This window comes from Prosthecomicrobium sp. N25 (assembly GCF_037203705.1).
Lineage (GTDB): Bacteria > Pseudomonadota > Alphaproteobacteria > Rhizobiales > Ancalomicrobiaceae > Prosthecodimorpha.
Window position 1 is genome coordinate 1,154,107 of the sequence record NZ_JBBCAT010000001.1, and the last position, 25,650, is coordinate 1,179,756.

Consider the following 25,650-nt stretch of genomic DNA (forward strand, 5'->3'; position numbering starts at 1 on the left):
GGAGCCGGCCCGTCAAGGCGCCACCATACCGGCCGCAGCGCGCCGGCCGGGATGCGGCATAGCGCGGGCCGGTCGCCATGCCGCACCCCCGGGCCGGGGTGCGGGGAGCGGCCGAAGCGCGGTCCGCCGGACCGCGGGCCGCCTCGATCTTGGCCTTGCGGCGGGGCCGTTCCGCCGTCCCGTCCGGCGCCGCCCGGTCCTAGGCCCCTGGCGCGTCGTCCTCCAGGCTGCCGGCCGCGATCAGGTCGGCGAACCGCCCGCCGGCCGCCGACAGGCTGTCGAAGGTACCGCGCTCGACGATGTGGCCGTTCTCCATGAACAGGATCTGGTCCGCCGACCGCACCGTCGAGAGGCGATGCGCGATGATGAAGGTCGTGCGCCCGCGCGACAGTCGGTCGAGGGCGAGCTTGATCTTAGACTCGGTCTCCGTGTCGAGCGCGCTCGTCGCCTCGTCGAGGATCAGGATCGGGGCGTTCTTGAGGATGGCCCGCGCGATGGCGAGCCGCTGGCGCTCGCCGCCCGAGAGCGACCGTCCGCGCTCGCCGGCCCGGAAATCGTAGCCGCCGGGCTTGGACGTCACGAAGACCTCGCATTCGGCGAGCCGTGCCGCCTCCCGGATCTCCTGCTCGGTCGCGTCGGGCCTGCCGATCCTGAGATTCTCCGCGATCGAGCGGTCGAACAGCCCGGGATCCTGGAACACCACCCCGATCGCGCGCCGCACGGAATCGAGTTGCACCTCCGCGATGTCCTGGCCGTCGATGACGATGCGGCCCCGGTCCGGGTCGCGCACCCGCTGCAGGAGCGCGAGCGTCGTCGACTTGCCCGATCCGGTCGGGCCGACGATCGCCACCGTCTGGCCGGGCAGGGCCTCGAAGTCGATGTCGGTCACGCCCGAGGCGGCGCCCGGATACCGGAAGCTCACATTTTCGAAGCGAACGTGGCCGCGGCTGACCACCAGGTCCGGCGCGTTCGGCTTCACCCGGATCGTCGAGCTCTGGTCGAGCACCTCGAAGAATTGCCGCATCGCCGCTGCTTCGAAAACGAGGCGCGACAGGAAGAAGGTGAGCTGGTCGAGCCGCCCGATCAGCGCCGTCGCGAAGCCGATGAAGCTGACGATCTCGCCGACCGAGATGCGCCCCAGCCCATGCAGGGTGGTGCCGAGCGCGAAGATGCAGACGATGGTGAGCGTCGAGGCGCCGCGCGTCAGCACCGTGGTGAGCGCCCACCAGGTGAGGACCGGCAACTGCGCGGCCAGGAGGTTGTTCATCACGACCTGCAGGGCGCGCGTCTCCTCCGCGAGGCGCACGAAGCTCTGGATGACCGTGACGTTGCCGATCACGTCGCCGACCCGGCCCGACAGTTCCGCGTGCCGCCGCGAGGCCTCCGCCTGGCCGAAATGGGTCTTGCGCACCACCACCATGGAAATGCCGACGTAGATCGCCATCAGGACGATCAGGAGCGATCCCATGATCCAGTTGAGGTAGAGCGCCGTCGGCAGGAGCACGACGAGCATCACGATCGAGGTCAGGTGCTCGCGGAACATGGCGAGCCAGAAGGCGAAGAGGTTGTCGGACCCGGCCAGCATGATGCCGATCAGCCGCCCCGACTGCGCCTCCGAGTGGAACGACGCCGGCAGCGCGACCACGTGCTCGAAGAACTGCTTCATCACCCCGACCCGGCGCGTATGGGCGATCCGGTCGGCGTGGAGCGCGATGAAGACGTTGGCCGCCACGCCCGTGAAGCCGATCAGGGCCCAGGCCCCGACGAAGGGCATGGCGGGCCGGTCGTTCGCCAGCGCGTCGATCACCTTGCCGAAGAGGAGCGGCTCGGCCAGCCCCAGGAACGCCAGCGCCACGCCCGTCAGGCTGAGCCCGAGCGCGAACCTCTTTTCCGGGCCGAGCAGGCCGACGGCGCGGGCGTAGATGGTGAGGAACGGCATGGGAGTACGAGACCCTCGCATCGGGGAAAAAGTTATGGAAGGCGACCGGCCGAAAGGCAACGGCCAGGAACCCTTCCCGGCATGCCCGCGTGGCCCGCGGGGACAAATTCAGTTTTAGTCATGTATTCTTTGCGCGGGATCAAGGCGGCCGCTCCGGGCCGGGGCGCAGGGTGCACCCCGCATCACGCAGAGGAGACCCTGAGATGAAGGCCAAGAAGACGTGGATCGTGGCGGCCGACGGAGCGCGGGCGCGCCTGTTCGCACGCGAGGGTAACACCTTCGTGCAGGTGCACGACGGTGTGTTCGAAGGCGGACGCGACCTCGCCCACGATGTCGGCAGTGATCGCCCAGGCCGGACCCACGAGAGTTCCGGCCCCATGCGACACAGCGTCGAGCCGAAGATCGATTACCGCGACAAGGTCGAGGCGGCGTTCCTGGACGGCGTTATAGCCCGCCTGGAGGCGGAGCGCCGTGCCGGCAACCTCGACCGGCTCGTCCTGGTCGCGGCCCCGGAGGCGCTCGGCCATCTCCGCCGCGCCATGCCGGAGCCTCTTGCCGAGACCGTTGTCGGCACCATTCCCAAGGATCTGACCCACGCGCCCCTCGAGCAGGTCGTCGACACCGTGACGGCCGCCGTGCCGCTCTGATCGGCAACAACTTTTGACGCGCATCAACGACGGCACCGGGCCGAGGGCTACGGTGCCGTCGGCTTGGCAATCACCCCGAGTCGGCCGCGGCCGGCTCTCAATCGTCGAGGAGGGAAACGACGATGGCCATCAAGGACATTCTGCTGCTGCTCGATCTCGCCAAGGACAAGAGTCCCGCCGCCGAACTCGCCCTCGACCTGGCGGGCCGGATGAACGCGCATATCACCGGGGTGGGTCTCGCGATCGACCCCATCGTGCCGGGATTCGTCGTGGCGCCGATCCCCATCGAACTGATCGAGGCGGCCCGCGAGGAGGCTCTGAAGACCGCCCGCGACGCCGCCGCCCGCTTCGAGCACGCCGCCGGACTGGCCGGCGTCTCCCGCGAGACCCGCATCGTCGAGGTGCTGATGGGTGGCGCGCCGGAGAATTTCCTGGCCAACTGCCGGACGACGGATCTGGTCGTGGTCGGCCAGGAGGATCCGGACAAGCCGGAGGGCATGCGCGAGGCGCTCATCGAGGCCGCGCTCTTCGAGGGCGCCGCCCCGCTCCTGGTCGTCCCCTACATCACCCGCACCGCGCTCTCGACCTCGAAGGTGATGATCGCCTGGGACGGCAGCCGGACCGCCGCCCACGCCGTCCAGGCCGCCCTGCCGATCCTGGCGCAGGCCGGCCAGATCGCGGTCGTGATGGTCGGTGCCGCCATGGACGGCCCCGGCGAGCCCGGCGCCGACATCGCCACCTGGCTCGCCCGCCACGGCCTCAGCGTCGACATCGAGACAATCCCGGCGCCGGCCACCGGCATCGGCGACGCCCTCCTCAATCATGCCTCCGACCGGGGTTTCGACCTCCTGGTCATGGGCGGCTACGGTCACAGCCGGGTGCGCGAGTTCCTGTTCGGCGGCGCCACCCGGGACATCCTGAGGAGCATGACCGTGCCCATCCTCATGGCGCACTGAGACACGGCCAACGAGACGAGGCGGCGGGGTCGGCCCCGCCGCGCCCGAGAGCCCGGAAAGGGCCGAAGGGAACCAAAGGAGTGGACGACCGATCGGAGGGCGATAGTTGAGCTCCAGCGCACCCCGGGCCCCGTCCCGGGGGCGGACGACCGGATCCCGATCATGACCATCCGCAATCTCGACGGCGCCTTCGCTCCCAAGTCCGTGGCCGTCGTCGGCCCGGCCCGCATCGGGCCGGAGGCACTCGCCGTCCTTCTCGCCAACCTCGCCCGCGGCGGCTTCAAGGGTCCCGTCACCCTCGTCCGCGTGGACGATCCGGTCGACCTGCCGGAGGGCTTCTCCCGCGCGGCGTCGATCGCCGATGTCGCCGGCCGCGCCGACCTCGCCGTCGTCCTGACGGGCCCGGAGGGCGCCCCCGAGACCGTCTCGGCGCTCGGGGGGGCGGGCACGCGCGTCGCCGTCTTCCTGTCGAGGGGCTATGATGAGTGGCCGGCCGACGTCCTCAAGCGGACGCTCGAGGCGGCCCGCCCCCATGTGATGCGCATCGTCGGGCCGGGCAGCCTCGGTCTCGTCGCCCCCCATGTCGGCCTCGACGCGAGCCTCACCGCCCAGCGTGTCGGCCGCGGCGACCTCGCCGTCATCTCCCGCTCCGCCGCCATGATCAACGCCACGCTCGCCTGGGGCGCGGCCCACAAGGTCGGCTTCTCGGCCGTCGTCTCCCTCGGGCAGAAGGCCGACGTCGACAGCGGCGACCTCCTCGACTGGCTGACCCAGGACCACCGCACGCGCGCCGTGCTGGTCCACCTGGAGACGGTCGGCAGCCCGCGCAAGTTCCTGTCCGCCGCCCGCGCCTGCGCCCGGACGAAGCCCGTGGTGGTGATCCGCACCGGCGCGAGCCGCCGCAGAACCGGCCCGGGTCTCACCCATTCGAGCCGCCTCGCCGCGACCGACGCGGTCTACGACGCGGTTTTCAAGCGCGCCGGCCTGCTCCGCGTCTACTCCATCGACGAGCTCTTCGACGCGGTCGAGACGCTCTCCAAGACCCGCGCCACCATGCTGCGCCAAGTCGCCGTCGTGGCCAACGGCCGCAGTCTCGCCACCCTCGCGGCCGACCATCTCGAGCGCCTGGAAGGCCGTCTGTCGACGCTCGGCGAGGCGACCGTCCTCGACCTCGCTCCCCTGGTCCGTGCCGGCGCCCGCCCTGCCAACCCGGTGGTCCTCTGCGACGATGCCAGCCCGGCGGACTTCGCCCGTGCCGCCGGGATCCTGCTTGCGGACCCTGACACCGACGCGGTGGTGGCGATCCACGCCCCGAACGCCTTCGTGCCCGCGACGGACGTCGCCGAGGCGCTCGCCGCCCTGGCGCAGGCGGCCGCCCGCAAGCTTGGCCGCAAGAAGCCGATCATCACCTCGTTTCTGGACGAGAGCCCGGAGACCTGCGCCGCCATCGCGGCCGCCGGCCTGCCCTTCCACCCCACGCCCGAGGAGGCCGTAGCGAGCGTCGTCTACCTGATGCGCCACGCCGCCGCCCAGGAACGCCTGATGGCGACCCCGCCGAGCCTGCCGGCGGACTTCACGCCGGACCCGGACACGGCGCGCCGCATCGTCGGCAAGGCCCTGATCGAGGCGCGCGGCTGGCTGTCGCCCGTCGAGGTTCGCGCGCTTCTGGAGGCCTACGACATCCCGGTCGCCCCGACCGTGGTGGCGCCGACCCCCGAGGCCGCCGTCAACGCCGCCCGGCCGCACCTCGCCCGCGGCGACAAGGTCGCGGTCAAGATCGCGTCGCCCGACATCGCCTTCAAGTCCGACGTGGACGGGGTGCGCCTCGGGCTCGCGGACGAGGAGGCGGTGCGCCGCGCCGCCTTCCAGATGACGACGCGAATCCGCGAGGCCTACCCGGACAAGCGCATCGACGGCGTCGTCGTGATGCCCATGGTGGAGCGCAAGGCCGGCACCGAGCTCATCATGGGGATCGCGGACGACCCGGTCTTCGGCCCCATCGTCGTCTTCGGTCGGGGCGGCACCGCCGTGGAGGTGCTCGCCGACCGCGCCCTCGACCTGGTGCCGCTCGACATCAATCTCGCCCGCGCGCTCGTGGAGGAGACCCGCGTCGTCCGGCTTCTCGCCGGCTACCGCAACCGCCCCGCCGCCGACATGGACGCCATCGCGCTGACGCTGGTGAAGCTGAGCCAGCTCGCCACGGACCTGCCGGAGGTGCGCGAGCTCGACCTCAACCCGATCCTCGCCGACGCAAGCGGCGTGATCGTGCTCGACGCCCGCGTCCGCATCGCTCCCGTGGCGGCCCGCGCCGGCAGGCTCGGCCATCCGCGCCTGTCGATCAGGCCCTATCCGCAGGAATGGGAGCGTCGCATGGCCCTGAAGGACGGGCGTGGCGTCATCGTCCGCCCCGTGCGACCCGAGGACGAGGCGCTCTATCCCGACTTCTTCTCGGCCGTCACGGCGCATGACCTGCGCCTTAGGTTCTTCGCGCCGATCAAGGAGTTCAGTCACGCCTTCCTGGCCAAGCTCACCCAGCTCGACTACGGCCGCGCCATCGCCTTCGCGGCCATCGAGGAGGAGACCGGCAAGCTCCTAGGCGTCGTCCGGCTGCACGCCGACCCCGACCACAAGACCGGCGAATACGCCATCCTGCTGCGCTCCGACCTGAAGGGACAGGGCCTCGGCTGGAAGCTGATGCAGCTGATGATCGAGTGGGCCCGCGCCGACGGTATCGAGACCGTCAAGGGCGAGGTCCTGCGCGAGAACACGACCATGCTGGCCATGTGCACCGCGCTCGGCTTCTCGGTGAAGGGCTCGCCGGACGACGAGAGCATCGCGGTCGTGACCCTGCCGGTGAAGGACATGGCCGCCGCCGCCGAGTGAGGCGGGGCGGCCGCGCCCTCAGCCCAGCACGAAGTCGACGATCAGCTTTATGTTGAGGCCCACGATGATCGCCGCGATCACGCCGGCGGTGGCGGTCAGCCAGGCCGGGGCCGCGAAGGTGCCCATCCGCCGCCGCGACGCGGTGATCAGGATGAGCGGGATGATCGCGAAGGGGAGCTGCAGGCTCAGGATCACCTGGCTGAGGATCAGCAGCTTGGCGGTCCCGCCCTCGCCGTACCAGATCGTCACGACCGCGGCCGGCACGATCGCCACCAGGCGCGTGACGAGGCGGCGGAGCCACGGCGGCAGGCGGATGTCGAGGAAGCCCTCCATCACCACCTGGCCCGCCATAGTGGCCGTCACGGTGGAGTTGAGCCCGCAGCAGAGGAGCGCGATGGCGAAGAGCGCGGGCGCGACCGCGGAGCCGAGCAGCGGCGACAGCAGCGTGTGGGCGCGGTCGAGCTCCTGCACGTCCGTCATGCCGGCGCGGTGGAAGGCCGAGGCCGCCAGGATCAGGATGGAGGCGTTGATGGCGAGGGCCATCATCAGCGCGAGGGTGGAATCGATGGTGGCGAAGCGGACCGCCTCGCGCTTCTCCGCCTCGGTCTCCCCGTAGGCGCGTGTCTGCACGATCGCGGAATGGAGGTAGAGGTTGTGCGGCATCACCGTGGCGCCGATGATGCCGAGCGACAGGTAGAGCATGTCGGCGTCGGTCAGGATGCGGGTCGACGGCGCGAAGCCGGTCAGCACTTGGCCCCAGTCCGGATCGGCCAGGATGATCTGGACCAGGAACGACACTGCGATCACGCCGAGGAGCGCGATCACGAAGGCCTCGATCCAGCGGAAGCCCTTGTTCTGCAGCCACAGGATCAGGAACACGTCGAGCGCCGTGATGACGACGCCGATCTCGAGCGGGATGCCGAAGAGGAGCTTGAGGCCGATCGCGGTGCCGATCACCTCGGCGAGGTCCGTGGCGCAGATGGCGATCTCGGCCAGGAACCAGAGCGGCCAGGCGAGCCAGCGCGGATAGGCGTCCCGGCAGGCCTGCGCCAGGTCCCGTCCCGAGGCGACCGCGAGCCGCGCGCAGAGATGCTGCAGCACGATCGCCATGATGTTGGAGAGGAGCGCGACGAAGAGCAGCGCCGTGCCGAACTTCGCGCCACCGGCGAGCGACGTGGCCCAGTTGCCCGGGTCCATGTAGCCGACCGCCACCAGGTAGCCGGGCCCCAGGAAGGAGACCATCCGGCGCCACGGCGACCGGGCCGTCGAGACGGCCACGGAGCGGTGGACCTCGCCGAGCGAGGCGTCCCCCCGCTCGCGCCGCCAGGACGTCAGGCTCGCACCGGCATCGAAGACCGCCATGGGGACCTTTCCTGCAAATCGTTTGCATGAGCAGAGTGACGCTTCTGCGAACGAATTGCAAGAGGCCGGGTTTTGTTCCCCCCCGGCCGGCGAGAGCCGGACGGTCGCCGGTCTTCCGGCTGTGGGGAGGATGGTCGGGGGAAACCGCCCCGCCCGGGGGCCGCGTCCGGGCGGGGACGGTCCCTCCCTGGCCGGTCAGCGCAGCACGATGGGGCTGCGGCCGCGTGTCGACTCGGTCGTTGACCGGTGCCTCTCGACTCCCGGCAGGGACTGCGAGACGTCCAATCCGCGCAGCGGACCGGTCTCGGCGCTCCGCTTCTGTCGGACCCCGGACGTGCGACCCTGGTGCCAACGCACCAGGATGAGGGCGGCCTGCACGAAGGCTGCGGCCGCGAGGGCGGCGATCGCCCCGGCGGTCAGCGAGTCGACGATGCTCATGGAGGAGCAGGCCGGGTAACTGAACAGACGGCACCAGGCTTCCATAGGGTCCAGGCTCATGGATGTCTCCTTGATTGAAACAAGGATGCGGTAAGCCTCGTCGTTGGCTTATCCGAAACCAAGGATGCCCGGTGTTAAGACTTTTGTAGAGAGTGTTTCTCCGCATTAGGCAAGCGAGTCATGAATGAGGAAGTTTGCGTTAAGGGCGAATTCGCTTAGAGAGTTCCTTGATCCGTCGTGAAGATTTGTTTCGAATGGTCATAGCCGTGTTAGCATTGCCGAATTCTGTTCCGGAACCGGGAGCGACCCACCCGATGACCTTGGAAACCGCCGCCCTGTTCGTCGCCGCATCGGCTCTCCTGATCCTCGTTCCGGGGCCGAACGTCGCCCTTATCGTGGCCAATTCGCTCGCTCACGGCGCCCGCTACGGCCTCCTGACCGTCGCCGGCACGAGCGCCGCCATGCTTCCGCAACTCGCCATGACGGTCGCCGGCATGTCCGCCTTCGTGGCCGCGCTCGCCGATTGGTTCGAGGTGCTGCGCTGGCTCGGTGTCGCCTACCTGGTCTTCCTCGGCGTCCGCGCCTGGCGCGCGCCGGCCGTGGACCTGACCGGCGTCCCGGCCGAGCCACGCTCGGCCGCGGCCATCTGGGCCCGGGGCTTCGCGGTCTCCCTGACGAACCCCAAGACCCTCCTCTTCTACGGCGCCTTCCTGCCGCAGTTCGTCGACGCCGCCGCGCCGGACGTGACGGCACAGCTCGCGATCCTGGCCGCCCTGTTCCTCGCTACCGCCGTCCTTCTCGACAGCTGCTGGGCCCTCGCCGCCGCCCGCGCGCGCCCCTTCCTCGCCGGCCGGGGCCGGCTCCGCAACCGGATCACCGGCGCCCTCCTGGTTGGCGCCGGCGCCGGGCTCGCGCTCGCCCGCAAGGGCTGAGGGTCAGAACGTACCCGGGTAGCGCGCGCCGTCGATGAGCACGTTCTGCCCGGCGATGTAGCCGGCATGGGCGGAGCACAGGAACGCGCAGGTCGCCCCGAACTCCTGCGCCGAGCCGAAGCGGCGCGCCGGGTTGGCGGCCAGCATCGCCTGCCGGGTCTCCTCCTCGGAGCGGCCGGAGCGCTTGGCGTTGGTGGCGATGTTGCTGGTCAGCCGGTCCGTCTCGAACTGACCGGGCAGCAGGTTGTTGATCGTCACGTTGTGCTTGACGACCTGCCGCGCGATGCCCGCCACGAAGCCGGTCAGCCCCGCCCGCGCGCCGTTCGAGAGGCCGAGCTCGGGGATCGGCGCCTTCACGGCCGAGGACGTGATGTTGACGATGCGGCCGAACTGCCGCTCCACCATGCCGTCCACGACCGCGCGGATCAGCATGATGGGGGTGATCATGTTGGCCTCCACCGCCTTGCGCCAGTCCTCCTCGACCCAGTCGTGGTAGTCCCCGGCCGGCGGGCCGCCCGCGTTGTTGACCAGGATGTCCGGATCCGGCATGGCGGCCAGGATCGCGGCGCGCCCCGCCTCGGTGGTGACGTCCCCCGCGACCGTGCGGACCGTCGCCCCCGTCCTGGAGCGGATCTCAACCGCCGTCGCCTCCAGCGCCTCCGCGCCGCGCGCCGTGATCAGGACCTCGACGCCCTCCGCCGCCAGCGCCATCGCGCAGCCCTTGCCGAGCCCCTTCGAGGCCGCGCACACGATCGCCTTCCGTCCCCTGATGCCGAAATCCATGCCGGTCCACTCCTCTGCCGTCGACCCCACCGGACCGCAATGCCAGAGCCGGGGCGCCTTGGCCAGCCCGCCCGTCGCATGATGGCTCAGCCGACCGCCTTCAGGACCTCGCGGGCGATGATGAGCCGCTGGATTTCGCTCGTCCCCTCGTAGATCGTCGTGATGCGGGCGTCGCGCGCATAGCGCTCGAGCGGCAGGTCGCGGATGTAGCCCGCACCCCCGTGCAATTGCAGCGCCGTGTAGGTCGCCCGCTGCGCCGCCTCGGTGGCGTAGAGCTTGGCCATCGACGCCTCCCGCGCGAAGGGCCGGCCCTGCTCCTTCAGCGTCGCGGCCTGCAGGATCAGCAGCCGTGCCGCCTCCAACTCCGTCTCCCGGTCGGCGATCAGCCACTGCACGCCCTGCATGTCGGCGATCGGCCGGTCGAACTGGCGCCGTTCCTTGACGTGGCGCTCCGCCGCGTCCATGGCCGCCCGCGCGATGCCGAGCGCCAGCGAGGCGACACCGATGCGGCCGCCCGCCAGTTCCCCGACCGCCACCCGGAACCCGTCGTGGAGCCGGCCCATCAGCGCCGAGGCCGGGACCCGGCAGCTCTCGAACAGGACCTCGCTGGTCGCCGAGCCGGTCTGCCCCATCTTGGTCTCGGTCTTGCCGATGACGAGCCCCGGCGTCCCCGCCTCGACCAGGAAGCAGGAGATGCCCTTGCCCTTCGGCGCCTCCGGGTCGGTCACAGCCCACACGACGAAGATCCCCGCGTAGGCGGCCGACGAAATGTAGAGCTTGGCGCCGTCGAGCACCCACGCGTTGCCGTCCATCCGCGCCCGGGTGGTCATGCCCGAGGGATCCGACCCCGCGCCCGTCTCGGTCAGGCAGAAGGCGGCGGCCGGATAGGTGCCGTCGCAGATCCTCGGCAGGTAGTCGCGCCGCTGCTCCTCCGAGCCGACCGCCTGGATCACCTCGGCGGCCATGTTGGTGACCGAGGTCGTCACCGCCGTCGACGCGCAGGCCTTGGCGAGTTCCTGGATGGCGAGCGCGAACGCGACCGTGCCGGCCTCCGTGCCCCCGTACTCGGCCCGGACGTTCAGCCCCATGAAGCCGGTTTCGGCGAGCACCTTCAGGTTGGCGAGGAAGTCCGCGCGCCCCTCGCCGCGGTCGAGTGCGGCCGCCAGCGGCGCGACCCGGTCCTCCGCGATCCGCCGCGCCGTCTCGGCGATCAGCGCCTGTTCCTCGGTAGGGTCGAAATCCATGGGCGATCCTCGGGCTGCAAGGTGCACCCGTTCTAGCGCGCCCCCCGCGGCCCTCCTAGTGGCCGCTCGGCCAGGAGGCCCGGGCCGTCAGCCGCCGAGTTCCTCGCGCAGCATCTCCAGCCTCAACCACTCGTCCTCGGCGCGCGCGAGCTCGGCCTGCGCGGTCTCCAGCTTGGCCGCGGTCGCGGCGAAGCGCTTCGGGTCCTTGGCGTAGAGGTTTGGATCGGCCATCACGGCCTGGAGCTCGGCGATCGTCCGGCCGAGCCTCTCGATCGTCGCCGGCAGTGTCTTCAACGCATGCGTCTCGTTGTAGGAGAGCTTGCGCTTCTTCTCCTCCGCGGCCGCGGCCGGCTTGGCGGCCGTCGACGGAGTGCCGGCCGGCGGCGGCGTGACGACGCGCGGCTTCACCCCGTAACCGCGCTGCGCCACCATGTCGGTGTAGCCGCCCGCATACTCGATCCAGGTCCCGTCGCCGTCGGAGACGATCACCGAGGTGGCGATCCGGTCGAGGAAGTCGCGGTCGTGGCTGACCAGGATCACCGTCCCGGGGTAGTCCGCGATCGTCTCCTCCAGGAGGTCGAGCGTCTCCAGGTCGAGGTCGTTGGTCGGCTCGTCGAGCACGATCAGGTTCGACGGCTTGGCGAGCGCCCGGGCGAGCATCAGCCGCCCGCGTTCCCCGCCCGACAGCACCGAGACCGGCGTGCCGGCCTGCTCGGGCCCGAACAGGAAGTCCTTCATGTAGCTCATGACGTGCTTCGCCTGCCCGCCGATCGTCAGCGTGTCGCCGCGGCCCTCGGTGAGGGCCTCGCGCAGGGACTGGTCCGGGTCGAGCGCCTCGCGCTTCTGGTCGAGCGTCACCATCTCGATGCCGGTCCCGAACCGGATCGTGCCCGCGTCGGGGGCGAGTTCGCCGGTCAGCATCCTGACGAGCGTCGTCTTGCCCGCCCCGTTCGGCCCCACGACGCCGACCCGGTCGCCGCGCGCGATGCGGATGGAAAAGGGCTTCACGATCGTCCGCTCGCCGAAGCTCTTGGCGATGCCGCCGGCCTCGACGACGAGCTTGCCGGACGCGTCCGCCTCGCTGACCGTCATCTTCACGTCGCCGACCGGTCGCTTCGCCTCGCGCCGCCGGCGCCGCAGCTCGGCGAGCTCGGCCATGCGCCGTACGTTGCGCTTGCGCCGGGCGGTCACCCCGTAGCGCACCCAGTGTTCCTCGGCGGCGATCTTGCGGTCGAGCTTCTGCGCGTCGCGCTCCTCCTCCGCCAGGATCTCGTCGCGCCACGCTTCGAAATGCGCGAAGCCCCGGTCCGTCCGCCGCGCCACGCCCCGGTCGATCCAGATCGTCGAGCGCGACAGGTTGGCGAGGAAGCGCCGGTCGTGGCTGATCAGGACGAGCGCGGAGCGGATCGATTTCAGCTCGGCCTCGAGCCACTCGATCGCCGGCAGGTCCAGGTGGTTGGTCGGCTCGTCGAGGAGCAGCACGTCGGGCTGGGGCGCCATGGCGCGCGCCAGTGCCGCCCGCCGCGCCTCGCCGCCCGAGAGCCGCCGCGGGTCCTCCTCGCCGGTCAGCCCCAGTTCCTCCAGGAGGTAGCGCGCCCGGTAGGGATCGTCCGTCGGCCCGAGCCCCTCCTCCACGTAGGCGAGCGTCGACGCGTAGGCGGAGAGGTCGGGCTCCTGCGGAAGGTAGCGCACGGTGGTCGCCTGGTTGACGACCCGCTCGCCCCGGTCCGGCTCGACCAGCCCGGCGGCGATCTTCAGGAGCGTCGACTTGCCCGACCCGTTCCGCCCGACCAGGCAGATCCTGTCACCCTCGAAGACGGAGAGTTCCGCGCCGGCGAGCAGCGTCGGCCCGCCGAAGGAGAGGTGGATGTCGCGAAGCGTCAGGAGGGGTGCGGCCATGGCGGCGGGTTTAGCCGAAAGCCCCGGGCCTTGCCAGCGGGGAGGGCGGGGGAGGCGTTCCGGTGCGGCGAGGGCCGTCCGCCCCTGCGGCACTGCAGCATGGCTCCAAGGCGCCGGGCGCCATGGCGTGACGGGCCGGGCCTGATAGTCTGACCGCCTCGCCTCTCCCGCGCCTGCCCGGAACCGCCCGTTGTCGACCCATCTCTGGATCCTCTTCACGATCGTCGCGGCCGGCGGTCAGACCCTTCGCAACGCGTTGCAGCGCGACCTGATCGCCGTGGTCGGCACCGTCGGGGCGACCCATGTGCGCTTCCTCTACGGGCTGCCCTTCGGCATCATCTTCCTGATCCTGATGTCGGCCGCGACCGGGGTGGCGGTCCCGTCCGCCTCCTGGACCTTCCTCGGCTGGACGGCGCTCGGCGGCTTCGGCCAGATCCTGGCGACCGGCCTGATGCTCCAGGCCATGCGCTCCAAGTCCTTCCTGGTCACCATCGCCTACACCAAGACCGAGCCCGTCCAGGTCGCCCTCTTCGGCATGGTGTTCCTGACCGAGGTCCCGACCCCGCTGCTCGTCGCCGCCATCCTGGTCGCGACCCTCGGGGTGATGATCATGAGCTGGCCGAAGCCGGCGGAGGGCGAGCCGCGCTCCTGGACACCGGCGTTGCTCGGCGTCGCCTCCGGCGGCCTCTTCGGCTTCTCGGCGGTCTGCTTCAAGGGCGGCATCCAGGCCCTGGCGACCCCGAGCTTCCTGATGGCCGCCTCCACCACCCTGGCGACCGGCCTCGCCGTCCAGGCGATCGGCCTGACGATCTACCTCCTGGCGACGGATCGCCCGGCTCTCGCCAAGCTCTTCGCTGCCTGGCGCCCCTCGGTGTTCGCCGGCTTCCTAGGCGCCTTCGCGTCGCAGTGCTGGTTCCTGGCCTTCGCCATCGAGCCGGTCGCCCACGTCCGCACGCTGGGCCTCGTCGAGATCCTGTTCTCGCTCGCCGTGTCGCGCAAGCTCATGGCCCAGATGACGAGCCCCCGCGAGGGCCTGGGCATCGCGCTCCTGGTGGTCGGGGTCCTGGTCGTCCTGAACGCCTGATACCGGAGCCACCACTCTCCGGCCTTTCGGTCTGTCATGGCCGGGCTTGTCCGGGACAAGCCCGGCCATGACAGAAGACAAGGACCGTGCAGGGGGTTGGACTTCGTTAACCGGGTATGAGCCCTCAGAACCCGCCGCCGGTCCGGAAGCCGCCGCCTCCGCCCCCGCCACCCCCGCCGGACGATCCACCGCCGCCGAATCCGCCCCCGAACCCGCCGTCGAACGGGCCGGGCAGGGGGAAGCGCGGACCGCCGCCGTAGCCGGGATCGGCGCGGCGCGGACGACGGCCGTAGCCGTCGCGCAGCACGCGCCAGAGATCCGGGCTGCGCAGCACGCCGCCGATGATGCCCCCGATCATCTCGCCGATGATCCGCTCGTTGCCGAAGGTCACCTGGGGATGGTCGTAGCCCTGCCGGCGGAAGTCGTCGCGCACGCCCTCGAGCTCCACCCGGCGGTTCGCCAGATCGCGCGCCTGCGCGCGGATCTGCTGGATCTCCCGGTCGGCCTTGGCGATCGCCTCCTCGAGGCCCTGCAATTGGCGGACGATGCGCTCGTCCCGCGGATCCGGCGTCTTCACGGCGGCGCGGTAGAGGTCCTGCAGGTCCTCGCGCGCGAGCTCGGCGGCGAGCATGTCGAGCGCCTCCGCGTAGCCGCCCTTGCCGTTGCCCTCGAGCGCCAGCTGGTGCTCCTGCTCGACGGCCGCCAGATGGTCGCGCGCAAGCTTCAGGGACGCCTGGGCCTTGTCGATGTCGGCCTGAGCCGCCGCGCGCCGCGCCTCCAGGGGGGCGATGCCGGAGGTCTCCAGGAGCCGCCGCTCGACGGCCGCGAGATCCTGCTGCGCGGCCTCCACTTCGTGCCGCCGGCGCTCCGCATGCTCCCTGAGCCGGACCGGGATCTCGTTCAGCATGACGTAGTTCGGCCGCGCCTCCGCATAGCCGACGAGAGCCGCGACCTTGCGGTCGAAGAAGCGCGCGAACGTGCCGGCCTGGTAGGCGGCGGTGCCGAAGCCGCGCTTCCAGAGATACATGAAGAGCGGGTCCGCCTCGTAAGGGGCCCCCTTCACGCGGCGGTCCTCCTCGGCGGTCGTGGCCTTCTTCTCCGACTCCGCGGCGATCCGCTCGGCCTCTTCAATGCGGGCCCGCCCGGCCGACCACTCCGCGTCCTGACGGCCCGCCTCGGCGGTCCTGGCCGTCAGTGCGTCGATCTCGTCGTCGATCGCGTCGGCCGCCTCGGTCGCGGCCCGCAACGCCGCCTCCTGCTCGGAGACGCGGGCCGCCGCCTCGGCGCGCCTGGCGGAGAGGTCCGCCAGCGCCGCCCGGGCGGTCTCGAGGAGCTGCAGCGCCCGCCGCTCGGTCGCGTCCAGCCGGCCCGCCACCTCGGTGCCGGCGAGGTCGTCGAGGCGCAGCCGGGCGAGCGCCCGCCAGGCCTCGGTCTGCTCGTGGCGGAGCCGCTGCGCCTCCTCGGTCGCCGAGGCCAGCACGGCGTCGAGCCGCCCCTCGTTCGAGCGCTGCTCGGCGATCGCCTGCTCCATGCTCGCCAGCGCCTGACGTCCCGTGATCATGCCGCTACCAGTTCGTGATGGCGCCCGAGACGGGCACGCTGTAGGTCGGTTCCAGGGTCCCGCGCGTCTTCTGGCCGACGACGGCGCGCTGGATGATGCCGTCGTCCTCCTTGTCGCGCCGGATCTGGTCGAAGGTCTGCTGGGGCACGCGCACGCCGAACTTGGAGACCGTCGTCGTCTTCTGGTCCTCCTCGCTGGTGATCGGCAGCTGTAGCACGGAGCCGTTCGGCCCGATGGCCTCGACGATGAGGTAGTAGTTGCGCTGGCCGGCCCGGTTCGGCGGGATGCGCCAGACGCCCGATTGCTCGCCCTGGCGGGAGATGACCCGAAGCGTGTATTCCTGCCGGAGCTTGTCGAGGAGCGCGTTCATGGCCCCGATCGCCGAGCGGGCGCCGGCCGGATCCTTGCGTTCGAGCGCGAGCCGCCCATCGTTGAGGATCGCCGCCGCACGGTCCCGGGCCTCGGGAACCCGCGCCTCGGCCAGCACCGCCTTGTGGGCGCGGTCGAGCTCCGCCGGCAGGGCTTCGCCGATCTCGATCCGCGCGCGCGCGGCCTCGCGCTCTGCCGCCCCGACCACGAAATACTGGTAGCCGCCCCACACGACCCCGAGCCCGATGATCGCGACCGCCACCTGCTTCAGCCACGTCTCGCGCTTCACCCAGAGAAGCGCCAGCGTCCGTGCCATACCGGCCGGCGGCGGCGTGTAGACGAACCGGCTCTCTTTCAGCGCCCGCACGCCCTCCGCGAGGATCTGGTCGGTGACCTCGATCCCCTGGCTGCGGTAGATCTCCCGCAGCCGATCGACGAGTTGCCGCTCGCGCTCCGTCTCCCCGAGCTCCTGCGCCACCAGGACCTCCTGATGGCGCAAGGTGTCGACGACATCCATGGCGAGCATGATGTCGTCGAGCTTCGCCTCGCCCCGCGGGACGGCCGGGGGAGCCGCAGCGGCGATCGCCGTGTCAGACATTGAAGGCCTGGTTCCCCTCGGCGATCAGCCGCGCGATGCGCCGCTTGCCGTCCTCCACCGCGTCGCGGATCTCGGCCGAGTTCTGCGTCGAGAGCTTGCGCATCTCGTCGATGATCTCGGTCGACTTCTCCTGGAAGTTGATGACGGATTCGACGAGCTTCTTGACCGCGTCGGCCCGGACCGTCGGTCCGTATCCCGCCTTCACGGCCTCCTCCTGGATCTTGCCGCCGATCTCGGCGAGCACCTCGATCGAGCGCGACACGCCCTCCTTCATGGCGTTGAGGCTCTCGGTCGACTCGTGCAGTCCGAACAGGCCCGTGAAGGAGGCCTTCAGGGCGGTCAGCACGCTGTCGTTCGTCGAGAAGAAGCTGACCGCCTGCTGGTACACCCGCTCCTTGGCGTTGGTCGTCTGCATCAGGCGCGCCATGATGACCTCGGACGTGTTGTACCCGATGGTCAGGTTGTCCGAGAGGTCCTTGGCGATCTGGTAGCGCTTGTCCTCGTCCTGCGTCCGGCGCAGTTCCTCGTCGCGCGCGAGTTCCAGCCGCGCCTTCTCGGCGATCTCGCCCTGGAACTCGGCGACCGCCTTGGACGCCGCCTCCAGCCGAACCTTGGCCTCGTTCAGCTTGTCCTCGGCCTTCTTGAGCACCTCGAGCGCCAGCACCTCCGACTGCTTCAGCGCGCCGCGGAAGTCCCGGTAGGCCTCCAGGATGACGTGCTCGCGGTCGATCTGGTTGCGGGTCTCCTTGGTGACATCGAGGTAGGTCGCCCGGATCTTGTCGAAGCGGTCGGCGATGTCGCCGCGCGAGAGCTTCATCCAGACGTTTGTGGCACGCTCGAAGATGTCGATCTTCCCGTCGGAGATCTGGTCGACCATCTTCTTCGAGTCGTCGCGGATCGAGTTGAAGGACTCGGTGATCAGCTTGTAGCGCTCGCCGACCGTCATGGCCGACACCTGTTCTCGCACCACCTCGTTGAAGACCGAGGTCTGGCTGAGCGTACGCGCGATGACGACGATCCTGTCCTTGTCCAGGTCCGAGATCTTCTCCAGCAGGCCGATGACGGGCGCGTCCTCGGCCTTGCCGGGAACGATACCCATCTGCTTCAGGGCACCCATCGCCTTGTCGAGATACTGCATGGGCGTCTTCACGATGGTCTGCGCGGCGACGTCGCTCACGGACTGTCCTCCCTTGGTTCTGGTCCGATCCGGACATATGGGTGCGCCGCCAGAGTTACTCCAGCCCGAAGGCGGAAGGAAAGCGGCGATTGCGAAGCTTTGAAGTCGAGCCGGTCCGGCCGGCCTCAGCCGCGCGGCAGAGTCCGGTCCCCGTCGCCGAGCGCCCGTTGCATCAGGACGCTGTCCACCCAGCGTCCGTGCTTGAACCCGATCGACGGCAGGGTGCCGATCGTCGCGAAGCCGGCCGCCGCATGGAGCCTGATCGACGCGTCATTGCCGCTGTCGCCGATCACCGCGATCATCTGCCGGAAGCCCCGTTCGGTGCAGGCCGCGATCAGATGCGCCAGGAGCCGCCGGCCGATTCCGTGACGCTGGGCGCCTTGGTCCACGTAGATCGAGTTCTCCACCGAGAAGCGGTAGGCCGGCCGCGGCCGATACGGCCCCGCATAGGCATAGCCCGCGACCCGCCCGTCCAGCTCGGCCACGAAGTAGGGAAAGCCGCCCGCCAGCACGGCGGCGCGTCGGCGCAGCATCTCGGCTTCGTCGGGGGGCTCGACCTCGAAGGAGGCGAGCCCGGTGAGGACCGCCTCCGCGTAGATGCCCCGGATCGCCGGGACGTCCGCCTCGCGGCAGTCCCGGATCAGGACCTCGGACGTCCGTTCGGTCACGCCGCGACTGCCCTCCGGTAGAGGTGCCAGGTCGCATGTCCGAGCATCGGCAGGACTACGAAGAGGCCGACGAACATCGGCAGGATCGCGATCCCGAGCAGCGTGCCGATGAAGATGCCCCAGCCGATCATGGGCCCCGGGCTCGCCACCACCGCCCGGATCGAGGTGATCATGGCGGTGACGAAGTCGATGTCGCGGTCGAGGAGCAGGGGATAAGAGACGACACTGATGGAGAAGAGCGCCAGCGCGATGAGCGCCCCGAGCACGTTGCCGAGCACGAAGAAAGCGATTCCGCGCGGGGTCGTGACCACGGCCGACACCAGGTCGCCGAACGAGAAGCCCTGCAGGCCGAAGAAGACGGCGTAAAGGAAGCCCGCCGTGTAGACCCAGGCGATCAGGCCGAACACGGCGACGAGCGCCATGTAGCCGAGTTCGCGGGTGCCGTGGTGCGGGATGGCGGCGAGCACGACCGGCCAGGTCGGCGTGCCGCCCTTCTCGAGGATCCGCGACACCTCGTAGAGGCCGACGGCCACGAGCGGCGCGATGATGGCGAAGCCCGCCGCCATCGGGTAGGCGAGGAAGACCAGGTCGAACTGGGTGAGGACGAACAGGAGCGCCAGCCCGCCGACCGCATAGAGGCCGCCGAAGACGAGGCCGAAGCTCGGCGCCGCGCGGAAGTCCCGCAAGCCGGCCGCGAGCGCCGCGGAGATGTCGTCGACCGTGATCTCGCGCACCGTCGGGTCGGCGGGCCCGCCCTCCGTGACGGTCGGGGTCGATCCCATCGTCATGTCCGTCATGCCTGTTCCCTCTCCCGGTCCCGTGGGACCCTGCGCGCGCGGCCCTTTCGGGCTTCTTCCGACGCGCGGCAGGATGCCACGCCCTGCCGTGATTGCAAATGCGCTCGATCAATCGCGGGGCAGGGAACGGCGAGACGGGACGGTCCCCGGCCGCCGCCCCGCTCGCGCGGGGTCCGTCCGGGAGGCCGGGCTCCGGGCTGTCAGGCGATCATCCGATAGGCCGGCAGGGTGAGGAACGGCTCGAGCTCGTCCGCCAGGATCAGGGCCTCGAAGATCGCGATGGCGTCCGGGAAGCGGCCCTTGTCGTAGGCCTCCGCACCGACCTCACCGCGCACGCGCTCCATCTCCTCCGCCAGGCAGCGCCGGAACAGGGCCTCGTCGACTTGGCGCCCGTCGTCGAGCGTCGCCCCGAAATGCAGCCACTGCCAGATCTGCGTGCGGCTGATCTCCGCCGTCGCCGCATCCTCCATAAGGTTGTAGATCGGCACCGCACCCCGGCCGCGCAGCCAGGCCTCGACGTACTGGACGCCGACCCGGATGTTCTCCCTGAGCCCCGCCTCGGTCCGCGTGCCCTCGTGCACGGCGAGGAGCTCGGCCTGCCCGATCGGCCGCTCGGGCGGCAGGAAGCCGAGTTGGTTCGCCGCCGGCATGACCCGGTCGAACACCGCCTTTGCGACGGGCACCAGGTCGGGATGGGCGACCCAGGTCCCGTCGTGGCCCTCGCGCGCCTCGCGTTCCTTGTCGGCCTCCACCTTGGCGAGCGCCGCGGCGTTGCGGGTCGGATCGTTCTTGATCGGGATCTGCGCCGCCATGCCGCCCATCGCGAAGGCGCCGCGGCGATGGCAGGTACGCACCAGGAGCTCGGCGTAGTTGCCCAGGAAGGCCTTCCCCATCACCACCTTGGCGCGGTCGGGCAGGACCATGTCCCTGTGCGCCCTGAGCGTCTTGATGAAGGAGAAGATGTAGTCCCAGCGCCCGCAGTTCAGGCCCGTGATGCGGTCCTTCAGCGCGAACAGGATCTCGTCCATCTCGAAGGCGGCTGGCAGCGTCTCGATCAGCACGGTGCAGCGGATCGAGGCGGCGGGCAACCCGAGCTCGGTCTCGGCGGAAGCGAAGACGTCGTTCCAGAGCCCGGCCTCCCGGTGGCTCTCCAGCTTGGGCAGATAGAAGTAGGGACCGGAGCCCCCCGCCAGCGACGCCTTGGCGCAGTGGAAGACGTAGAGGCCGAAGTCGACCAGCGCGCCCGCCATGGGCGCGCCGTCGACCAGCACATGCGCCTCCGGCAGGTGCCATCCCCGGGGTCGCACGATGAGCACGGCCGGATCGCTCTTCAGCGCGTAGGTCTTGCCGTTCGCCGGGTCGACGAAGTCGATCGCGCTGGCCCAGCGGTCCTTCAGGTTCACCTGCCCGTCCAGCAGGTTGGCCCAGAAGGGCGCGGTCGCGTCCTCGAAGTCGGCCATGAACACGTTCGCGCCGGAGTTCAGCGCGTTGACGATCATCTTGCGGTCGACCGGCCCGGTGATCTCCACGCGGCGGTCGAGGAGGTCGGCCGGGGCCGGCGCCACGCGCCAGTCGCCCGACCGGATCGAGGCCGTCTCGGCCAGGAAGTCCGGCTTCTCGCCCGCGTCGAAGCGGGCCTGTCGCGCCTTGCGGGCGTCGAGGAGAGAGCGCCGCGTCGCGTCGAAGCGGCGGTGCAGCCCGGCCAGGAAGGCGAGCGCCTCCGCGGTCAGGATCTCGGCATGGCGGGGGCCCAGGCGGCCCGTGACGGCAATGCCCGGCACGGCGGGTGCGACGGCTTCTGCGGCGGTCATCATCTCTCTCCTGCGTCCCGTCCCGCGTCGAGCGCGCGGGTTTCGGTCGAGCACGCCGGAGGCCCCGGCGCTTGCGAGCCATGAGATTAGTGTATCGCCCCCTGTCGTAAACCTCATTGCTCGTGCGAACAGCTTTTCGTTCACGGAAATAATCCATGTGTGAACGAGGTTCAGAACGACAGTTCGGGAAAGAATGCCCCGTGTGGAATTTTTTCCGCGTGCAGTCGCAGACAACCGCCGGGATCGCGTCGAGCGTCCGGGCCGCGCGGAGAGACCCGGACTGTCCGGGGCGCTATTCCGCCGCCAGCAGCGCGCCGGCGGGCCGGCCCTCCAGGGCCGGGGGCAGGGGGCCGCCATAGGCCCAGTCGATCAGTTCGACCGTGTGGACGATCGGGATGCCGGTGCCCGTCGCGATCTGCGTCATGCAGCCGATGTTGCCGGTTGCAATGAGATCCGGTGCGGTCTTCTCGATATTGGCCACCTTGCGGTCCCGCAGGCGAGCCGCGATCTCCGGCTGCATGATGTTGTAGACCCCCGCCGATCCGCAGCAGAGGTGGCCCTCCGGCACGTCCCGCACCGTGAAGCCGGCGCCCTCCAGGAGCCGCTTCGGCTCCAGCCGGATCTTCTGCCCGTGCTGCATCGAGCAGGCCGAGTGATAGGCGACCGCGACGCCCTTGGGCGCGAGCGCCGGCAGTCCGATCCCGGCCAGGAACTCGGTGACGTCCTTGGCGAGGCCCGACACCGCTGCCGCCTTGTCCTTCAGGGCCGCGTCGGTGCGGAACAGGAAGCCGTAGTCCTTGATCGTCGTCCCGCATCCCGAGGCGGTGACGATGATCGCGTCGAGCCCGGCGCCGCCCCCGGCCGACGTCTCCCGCCACCAGGCCTCGACCGTCTCGCCCGCCTGGGTGTGGCTCTCGGCGGTCTTGCCCATGTGGTGCACGAGGGCTCCGCAGCAGCGCTCCCCGGCGACCACCACCTCGAAGCCGAGCCGCGTCAGGAGCCGGATCGTCGCCTCGTTGATGGAGGGCTGCAGGACCGGCTGCGCGCAGCCGTTGAGGAGCGCGACCCGCCCGCGCCGCGGGCCGATCGCCGGGTGCGTCCCGGGTCGCTCGGCGGCCGACCGGCCCGGCAGACGCGCCGGCGCGAGCGCCAGCATGGCGGCGAGCCGCGGCCCGATCTTGGGGATCCGCCGCAGCAGCGGCGCGAACGGCTTGCCATAGAAGGCACCCGCCAGCGCCAGCCGGAAGCGGCCACGGAACGGCAGCACCGCGGCGAGGACGCCCCGCAGCAGGCGTTCGGGGATCGGCCGGCTGTAGGTCTTCTCAACATGCGCCCGCGCGTGATCGACGAGGTGCATGTAGTTCACGCCCGACGGGCAGGTCGTCATGCAGGAGAGGCACGAGAGGCACCGGTCCAGGTGCTTCACCGTCTCGGCGTCCGCCGGCCGGTCGTTCTCCAGCATCTCCTTCATCAGGTAGATGCGCCCGCGCGGCGAGTCGAGTTCGTCGCCGAGCAGCACGAAGGTCGGGCAGGTCGCTGTGCAGAACCCGCAATGGACGCACTTGCGCAGGATCGCCTCGGATTCGGCGACGTCCGGGTCGGCGAGCTGGGCGGGCGTGAAGGCGGTCTTCATGGGTCTTTGTGCCTCAGGCCATCCGGCCGGGATCGAGAATGCCCTTGGGGTCGAACTGCTCCTTGAGCCGCCGCGACAGCGCCGCCAGGGCCGGCGGCTGCGGCTCGAAGACCGGCACGGAGGCCCGGACCGGCGCGCCGGCTCGGATCAGCGTGGCGTGCCCCCCGCCCTCCGCCCGCACGGCGCCCCTGACGAGGCCGGCGCCCGCCTCCGGGACCGCCGCCGGAACGGCGATCCAGACGAGGCCGCCCTGCCAGTCGAGGAAGCCGCCCGCGCCCGGCGCGCCCGCCCGCACCCGTGCCAGCACGGCCGCCCCGGCCGTCGGCGCGACCGACACCCGCCAGACCGCCGTCTCCGGCGCGGCCTCCGGCCAGAGCGGCCGGACGTCACGGATCGCCTGCCAGAGGGACACGGACTCCGCCGCGGGGAGCCGCTCCAGCCGGCCGAACCCCTGGAGTGCCCGCCCGAGGATCTCGGCCCGGTAGGCGATCGAGACCGGGATGCCCTCGAGACGGAAGACCGTCGCGGGCCGTCCTGCGGCGGCGAGCGCGCCCCCGACCGCCGCGACCGTGTCGGCCGGCAGATGCGCGGCTCCCGAGACCTCGCCCGAGGAACCCATGGCGGCCGCCATGGCGGCGACCGCGCGGGTCTCGTCGAGGCCGGCGATCAGGACCGTCTCGCTCGTCTCCGCCCGCGGCAGCACCTTGAAGGTGACGGCGGTCAGCACCGCGAGCGTACCCCACGATCCGGCCAGCCCGCGCGAGAGGTCGTAGCCGGTCACGTTCTTGACCACCCGCCCGCCGGACTTGAAGGCCTCGGCGCGCCCCGAGACCGCCTCGATCCCGAGCACGTGGTCGCGGGCCGCGCCCTTGGCGATGCGCCGCGGGCCGGACAGGTTGGTGGCGAGGAGGCCGCCGATCGTCCCGCGCCCGGCAGGCGCCCCGAGCAGCGGACCGTAGTCGATCGGCTCGAAGGCGAGCTCCTGGCCACGCGCGGCGACGAGCGCCTCGATCTCCGCGACCGGCGTCCCGGCCCGGGCGGAGAGCACCAGCTCCTCGGGCTCGTAGAGCGTGACGCCGGCGACGCCCGACATGTCGAGCGTCGCCTCGGTCTGGATCGGCCGCCCGATGGCGCGCTTCGAGCCGTGCCCGACGACCTCGATCGGCGTCTCCCCGGCGAGCGCCCAGCGCAGCACGTCCAGCGTCTCCTCCGCGTTCCGCGGCTTGTAGGTTCCGGACATGGTCGGCCTCAGAAGCGGGGAATGTCCGGGTGCGGAATCGCGCCCCGGTGGACGTGCAGCCGGCCCATCTCGGCGCAGCGGTGCAACTGCGGGAAGACCTTGCCGGGGTTGAGCAGGTGCTCCGGATCGAAGGCGCACTTGACCCGGATCTGGTGGGCGAGGTCCGTCTCGTTGAACATGGTCGGCATCAGGTCGCGCTTCTCCACCCCGACCCCGTGCTCGCCGGTCAGGCAGCCGCCGACCTCCACGCAGAGCCGCAGGATGTCGGCCCCGAAGGCCTCGGCCCGGTCGAGCTCGCCAGGCGCGTTGGCGTCGAACAGGATGAGCGGGTGCAGGTTGCCGTCACCCGCGTGGAACACGTTGGCGACCCTCAGGCCGTAGTGCTCGCTCATCTCGCGCATGCGGGCGAGCACGTGCGGCAGTTCCTTGCGGGGGATCGTGCCGTCCATGCACAGGTAGTCCGGCGAGATCCGGCCGACCGCCGGGAACGCCGCCTTGCGGCCGGCCCAGAAGGCCATGCGCTCCGCGTCCGAGGTCGACACCCGGATGTGGAAGGCCCCGTTGCCGCCCGCGATCTCGGCGACCCGCTCGATCAGGTGCCCGACCTCCGCCTCCGGGCCGTCGAGCTCGACGATCAGGAGCGCCTCGGCGTCGCGCGGATAGCCGGCGTTGACGAAATCCTCGGCCGCATGGATCGCCGGCCGGTCCATCATCTCCATCCCGCCCGGGATGATCCCGGCCGCGATGATGTCGGCGACCGTCTGCCCGCCGGCTTCGCTCGAATGGAAGCCGACCAGCACGGCGCGCGCCGTCTCCGGCGCCTTCAGGATCCTGACCGAGACCTCGGTCACCACCCCGAGCAGGCCCTCCGAGCCGACGATGAGGCCGAGGAGGTCGTAGGCCTCGCTGTCGAGATGCTTGCCGCCGACCCGAAGGACCGTGCCGTCCATCAGCACCATTTCGACGCCGAGCACGTTGTTGGTGGTCAGCCCGTACTTGAGGCAGTGCACGCCGCCCGAATTCTCCGCCACGTTGCCGCCGATCGAGCAGGCGATCTGGGACGACGGGTCGGGGGCGTAATAGAAGCCGCGATGCTCGACCGCCCGCGTGATGCCGAGGTTCGTGACCCCCGGCTGCACCACGGCGCAACGGTTGTCGAAGTCGATCTCCAGCACCCGGTTGAACTTCATCATCGACAGGAGCACGCCGTCGGCAAGCGGCAGGGCCCCGCCGGACAGCGAGGTGCCGGCTCCGCGCGGCACCACCTTGATGTTCTCCGACAGGCAGTAGGCGAGCACCCTCGACACCTGCTCGACCGTCTCCGGCAGCACCACGACCAGCGGATGCTGCGCATACACGGTGACGCCGTCGGACTCGTAGGGTGCAAGCCCGCGCGGGTCGGCGATCACCCCCTCCCCGGGGACGATCTCCGAAAGCCTGCGCACGATCTCGGCCCGCCGGTCCAGCACGGACCGGTCCGGCTCCGGCATCCTGAGCGCGGTCATCCCCCACTCCGTTGGTTCGGTTTGTTGACCAGTGCCGGTTCCGACTCATAGCCGAGCCGCCGCGGATTGCCAGCGGAAAAGGAGCCGGCGGGGTGCCTCGGCCGACGAGATACTCGGTCGCCGG

The 25,650-nt window shown here is 70.7% G+C and carries 20 protein-coding genes; 5 read left to right on the plus strand and 15 right to left on the minus strand.

Annotated features, from left to right (window positions below; genetic code table 11):
- Positions 1-199: 199 nt before the first annotated feature.
- The gene (locus WBG79_RS05205; protein ID WP_337356044.1) at positions 200-1,939 is read right to left on the minus strand and encodes a glucan ABC transporter ATP-binding protein/ permease; all 1,740 of its coding nucleotides are present in this window, start codon (positions 1,937-1,939) and stop codon (positions 200-202) included.
- A gap of 203 nt (positions 1,940-2,142) precedes the next feature.
- Between WBG79_RS05205 and WBG79_RS05210 the strand changes: the two genes are divergently transcribed.
- The 3 genes from WBG79_RS05210 to WBG79_RS05220 all read left to right on the plus strand — a co-directional run bounded on the left by WBG79_RS05210 (position 2,143) and on the right by WBG79_RS05220 (position 6,425).
- The gene (locus WBG79_RS05210; protein WP_337356045.1) at positions 2,143-2,586 is read left to right on the plus strand and encodes a host attachment protein; all 444 of its coding nucleotides are present in this window, start codon (positions 2,143-2,145) and stop codon (positions 2,584-2,586) included.
- A gap of 122 nt (positions 2,587-2,708) precedes the next feature.
- Positions 2,709-3,542 carry a universal stress protein gene (locus tag WBG79_RS05215; RefSeq protein ID WP_337356046.1) on the plus strand — a complete coding sequence of 278 codons (834 nt, stop codon included), beginning with the start codon at positions 2,709-2,711 and terminating at the stop codon, positions 3,540-3,542.
- Between the two features lie 162 nt (positions 3,543-3,704).
- Positions 3,705-6,425, plus strand: a complete 2,721-nt coding sequence (locus WBG79_RS05220; protein ID WP_337356047.1) for a bifunctional acetate--CoA ligase family protein/GNAT family N-acetyltransferase — start codon at positions 3,705-3,707, stop codon at positions 6,423-6,425.
- 18 nt (positions 6,426-6,443) lie between these two features.
- Here WBG79_RS05220 and WBG79_RS05225 read toward each other — a convergent pair whose 3' ends face one another.
- Both WBG79_RS05225 and WBG79_RS05230 read right to left on the minus strand, forming a co-directional pair.
- Positions 6,444-7,787 carry an Nramp family divalent metal transporter gene (locus WBG79_RS05225; RefSeq protein WP_337356048.1) on the minus strand — a complete coding sequence of 448 codons (1,344 nt, stop codon included), beginning with the start codon at positions 7,785-7,787 and terminating at the stop codon, positions 6,444-6,446.
- 195 nt (positions 7,788-7,982) lie between these two features.
- Positions 7,983-8,285 carry a hypothetical protein gene (locus tag WBG79_RS05230; RefSeq protein ID WP_337356049.1) on the minus strand — a complete coding sequence of 101 codons (303 nt, stop codon included), beginning with the start codon at positions 8,283-8,285 and terminating at the stop codon, positions 7,983-7,985.
- Between the two features lie 254 nt (positions 8,286-8,539).
- Between WBG79_RS05230 and WBG79_RS05235 the strand changes: the two genes are divergently transcribed.
- Positions 8,540-9,157, plus strand: coding sequence for a LysE family translocator (locus WBG79_RS05235; protein ID WP_337356050.1), 618 nt, complete (start codon positions 8,540-8,542; stop codon positions 9,155-9,157).
- Between the two features lie 3 nt (positions 9,158-9,160).
- Here the strand turns inward: WBG79_RS05235 and WBG79_RS05240 are convergent, their stop codons facing one another.
- The 3 genes from WBG79_RS05240 to WBG79_RS05250 form a co-directional block, all read right to left on the minus strand.
- Positions 9,161-9,940: an SDR family oxidoreductase gene (locus WBG79_RS05240; protein WP_337356051.1), complete on the minus strand. Its 780-nt coding sequence runs from the start codon at positions 9,938-9,940 to the stop codon at positions 9,161-9,163.
- Between the two features lie 86 nt (positions 9,941-10,026).
- Positions 10,027-11,184, minus strand: a complete 1,158-nt coding sequence (locus tag WBG79_RS05245) for an acyl-CoA dehydrogenase family protein (RefSeq protein ID WP_337356052.1) — start codon at positions 11,182-11,184, stop codon at positions 10,027-10,029.
- Between the two features lie 87 nt (positions 11,185-11,271).
- Positions 11,272-13,083 carry an ABC-F family ATP-binding cassette domain-containing protein gene (locus tag WBG79_RS05250; RefSeq protein WP_337356053.1) on the minus strand — a complete coding sequence of 604 codons (1,812 nt, stop codon included), beginning with the start codon at positions 13,081-13,083 and terminating at the stop codon, positions 11,272-11,274.
- A 190-nt stretch (positions 13,084-13,273) separates the two neighbouring features.
- On the opposite strand from WBG79_RS05250, the gene WBG79_RS05255 reads away from it, so the two are divergent.
- Positions 13,274-14,167, plus strand: a complete 894-nt coding sequence (locus tag WBG79_RS05255; RefSeq protein ID WP_337356054.1) for an EamA family transporter — start codon at positions 13,274-13,276, stop codon at positions 14,165-14,167.
- A gap of 124 nt (positions 14,168-14,291) precedes the next feature.
- On the opposite strand, the gene WBG79_RS05260 is transcribed toward WBG79_RS05255, so the two are convergent.
- The 9 genes from WBG79_RS05260 to WBG79_RS05300 all read right to left on the minus strand — a co-directional run bounded on the left by WBG79_RS05260 (position 14,292) and on the right by WBG79_RS05300 (position 25,526).
- Entirely contained in the window at positions 14,292-15,728 is a 1,437-nt protein-coding gene (locus WBG79_RS05260) for a hypothetical protein (protein WP_337356055.1), read from the minus strand.
- Positions 15,729-15,732: 4 nt separating this feature from the next.
- Positions 15,733-16,695 (minus strand): DUF6384 family protein, encoded by a 963-nt coding sequence (locus tag WBG79_RS05265; protein ID WP_337356056.1) that lies wholly within the window; start codon positions 16,693-16,695, stop codon positions 15,733-15,735.
- A complete protein-coding gene (locus tag WBG79_RS05270) occupies positions 16,688-17,833 on the minus strand; it encodes a cell surface protein (protein WP_337357891.1) in 1,146 nt (381 codons plus the stop codon). Before WBG79_RS05270 ends, WBG79_RS05265 begins: the two co-directional genes overlap by 8 nt.
- A gap of 164 nt (positions 17,834-17,997) precedes the next feature.
- Positions 17,998-18,540, minus strand: a complete 543-nt coding sequence (locus WBG79_RS05275; protein ID WP_337356057.1) for a GNAT family N-acetyltransferase — start codon at positions 18,538-18,540, stop codon at positions 17,998-18,000.
- On the minus strand, positions 18,537-19,337 hold the full coding sequence (locus WBG79_RS05280) for a DUF2189 domain-containing protein (RefSeq protein WP_337356058.1): 801 nt from the start codon (positions 19,335-19,337) through the stop codon (positions 18,537-18,539). Before WBG79_RS05280 ends, WBG79_RS05275 begins: the two co-directional genes overlap by 4 nt.
- A 200-nt stretch (positions 19,338-19,537) precedes the next feature.
- Positions 19,538-21,148: a malate synthase A gene (aceB, locus tag WBG79_RS05285; protein WP_337356059.1), complete on the minus strand. Its 1,611-nt coding sequence runs from the start codon at positions 21,146-21,148 to the stop codon at positions 19,538-19,540.
- A 292-nt stretch (positions 21,149-21,440) separates the two neighbouring features.
- Positions 21,441-22,781 (minus strand): glycolate oxidase subunit GlcF, encoded by a 1,341-nt coding sequence (gene glcF / locus WBG79_RS05290; RefSeq protein ID WP_337356060.1) that lies wholly within the window; start codon positions 22,779-22,781, stop codon positions 21,441-21,443.
- A 13-nt stretch (positions 22,782-22,794) separates the two neighbouring features.
- A complete protein-coding gene (locus tag WBG79_RS05295) occupies positions 22,795-24,021 on the minus strand; it encodes an FAD-binding protein (RefSeq protein WP_337356061.1) in 1,227 nt (408 codons plus the stop codon).
- An 8-nt stretch (positions 24,022-24,029) separates the two neighbouring features.
- Positions 24,030-25,526, minus strand: a complete 1,497-nt coding sequence (locus WBG79_RS05300; protein WP_337356062.1) for an FAD-linked oxidase C-terminal domain-containing protein — start codon at positions 25,524-25,526, stop codon at positions 24,030-24,032.
- Positions 25,527-25,650 lie beyond the last annotated feature (124 nt).

Excerpts from the sequence above, each read along its gene's own strand:
- glcF (WP_337356060.1), bottom strand. The coding sequence starts at position 22,781 with ATGAAGACCGCCTTCACGCCCGCCCAGCTCGCCGACCCGGACGTCGCC.
- WBG79_RS05250 (WP_337356053.1), bottom strand. The coding sequence starts at position 13,083 with ATGGCCGCACCCCTCCTGACGCTTCGCGACATCCACCTCTCCTTCGGC.
- WBG79_RS05220 (WP_337356047.1), top strand. The coding sequence starts at position 3,705 with ATGACCATCCGCAATCTCGACGGCGCCTTCGCTCCCAAGTCCGTGGCC.
- WBG79_RS05210 (WP_337356045.1), top strand. The coding sequence starts at position 2,143 with ATGAAGGCCAAGAAGACGTGGATCGTGGCGGCCGACGGAGCGCGGGCG.
- WBG79_RS05300 (WP_337356062.1), bottom strand. The coding sequence starts at position 25,526 with ATGACCGCGCTCAGGATGCCGGAGCCGGACCGGTCCGTGCTGGACCGG.
- WBG79_RS05240 (WP_337356051.1), bottom strand. The coding sequence starts at position 9,940 with ATGGATTTCGGCATCAGGGGACGGAAGGCGATCGTGTGCGCGGCCTCG.
- WBG79_RS05205 (WP_337356044.1), bottom strand. The coding sequence starts at position 1,939 with ATGCCGTTCCTCACCATCTACGCCCGCGCCGTCGGCCTGCTCGGCCCG.
- WBG79_RS05230 (WP_337356049.1), bottom strand. The coding sequence starts at position 8,285 with ATGAGCCTGGACCCTATGGAAGCCTGGTGCCGTCTGTTCAGTTACCCG.
- WBG79_RS05235 (WP_337356050.1), top strand. The coding sequence starts at position 8,540 with ATGACCTTGGAAACCGCCGCCCTGTTCGTCGCCGCATCGGCTCTCCTG.
- WBG79_RS05225 (WP_337356048.1), bottom strand. The coding sequence starts at position 7,787 with ATGGCGGTCTTCGATGCCGGTGCGAGCCTGACGTCCTGGCGGCGCGAG.
- aceB (WP_337356059.1), bottom strand. The coding sequence starts at position 21,148 with ATGACCGCCGCAGAAGCCGTCGCACCCGCCGTGCCGGGCATTGCCGTC.
- WBG79_RS05215 (WP_337356046.1), top strand. The coding sequence starts at position 2,709 with ATGGCCATCAAGGACATTCTGCTGCTGCTCGATCTCGCCAAGGACAAG.
- WBG79_RS05245 (WP_337356052.1), bottom strand. The coding sequence starts at position 11,184 with ATGGATTTCGACCCTACCGAGGAACAGGCGCTGATCGCCGAGACGGCG.
- WBG79_RS05265 (WP_337356056.1), bottom strand. The coding sequence starts at position 16,695 with ATGTCTGACACGGCGATCGCCGCTGCGGCTCCCCCGGCCGTCCCGCGG.
- WBG79_RS05280 (WP_337356058.1), bottom strand. The coding sequence starts at position 19,337 with ATGACGGACATGACGATGGGATCGACCCCGACCGTCACGGAGGGCGGG.
- WBG79_RS05260 (WP_337356055.1), bottom strand. The coding sequence starts at position 15,728 with ATGATCACGGGACGTCAGGCGCTGGCGAGCATGGAGCAGGCGATCGCC.
- WBG79_RS05270 (WP_337357891.1), bottom strand. The coding sequence starts at position 17,833 with ATGCAGTATCTCGACAAGGCGATGGGTGCCCTGAAGCAGATGGGTATC.
- WBG79_RS05295 (WP_337356061.1), bottom strand. The coding sequence starts at position 24,021 with ATGTCCGGAACCTACAAGCCGCGGAACGCGGAGGAGACGCTGGACGTG.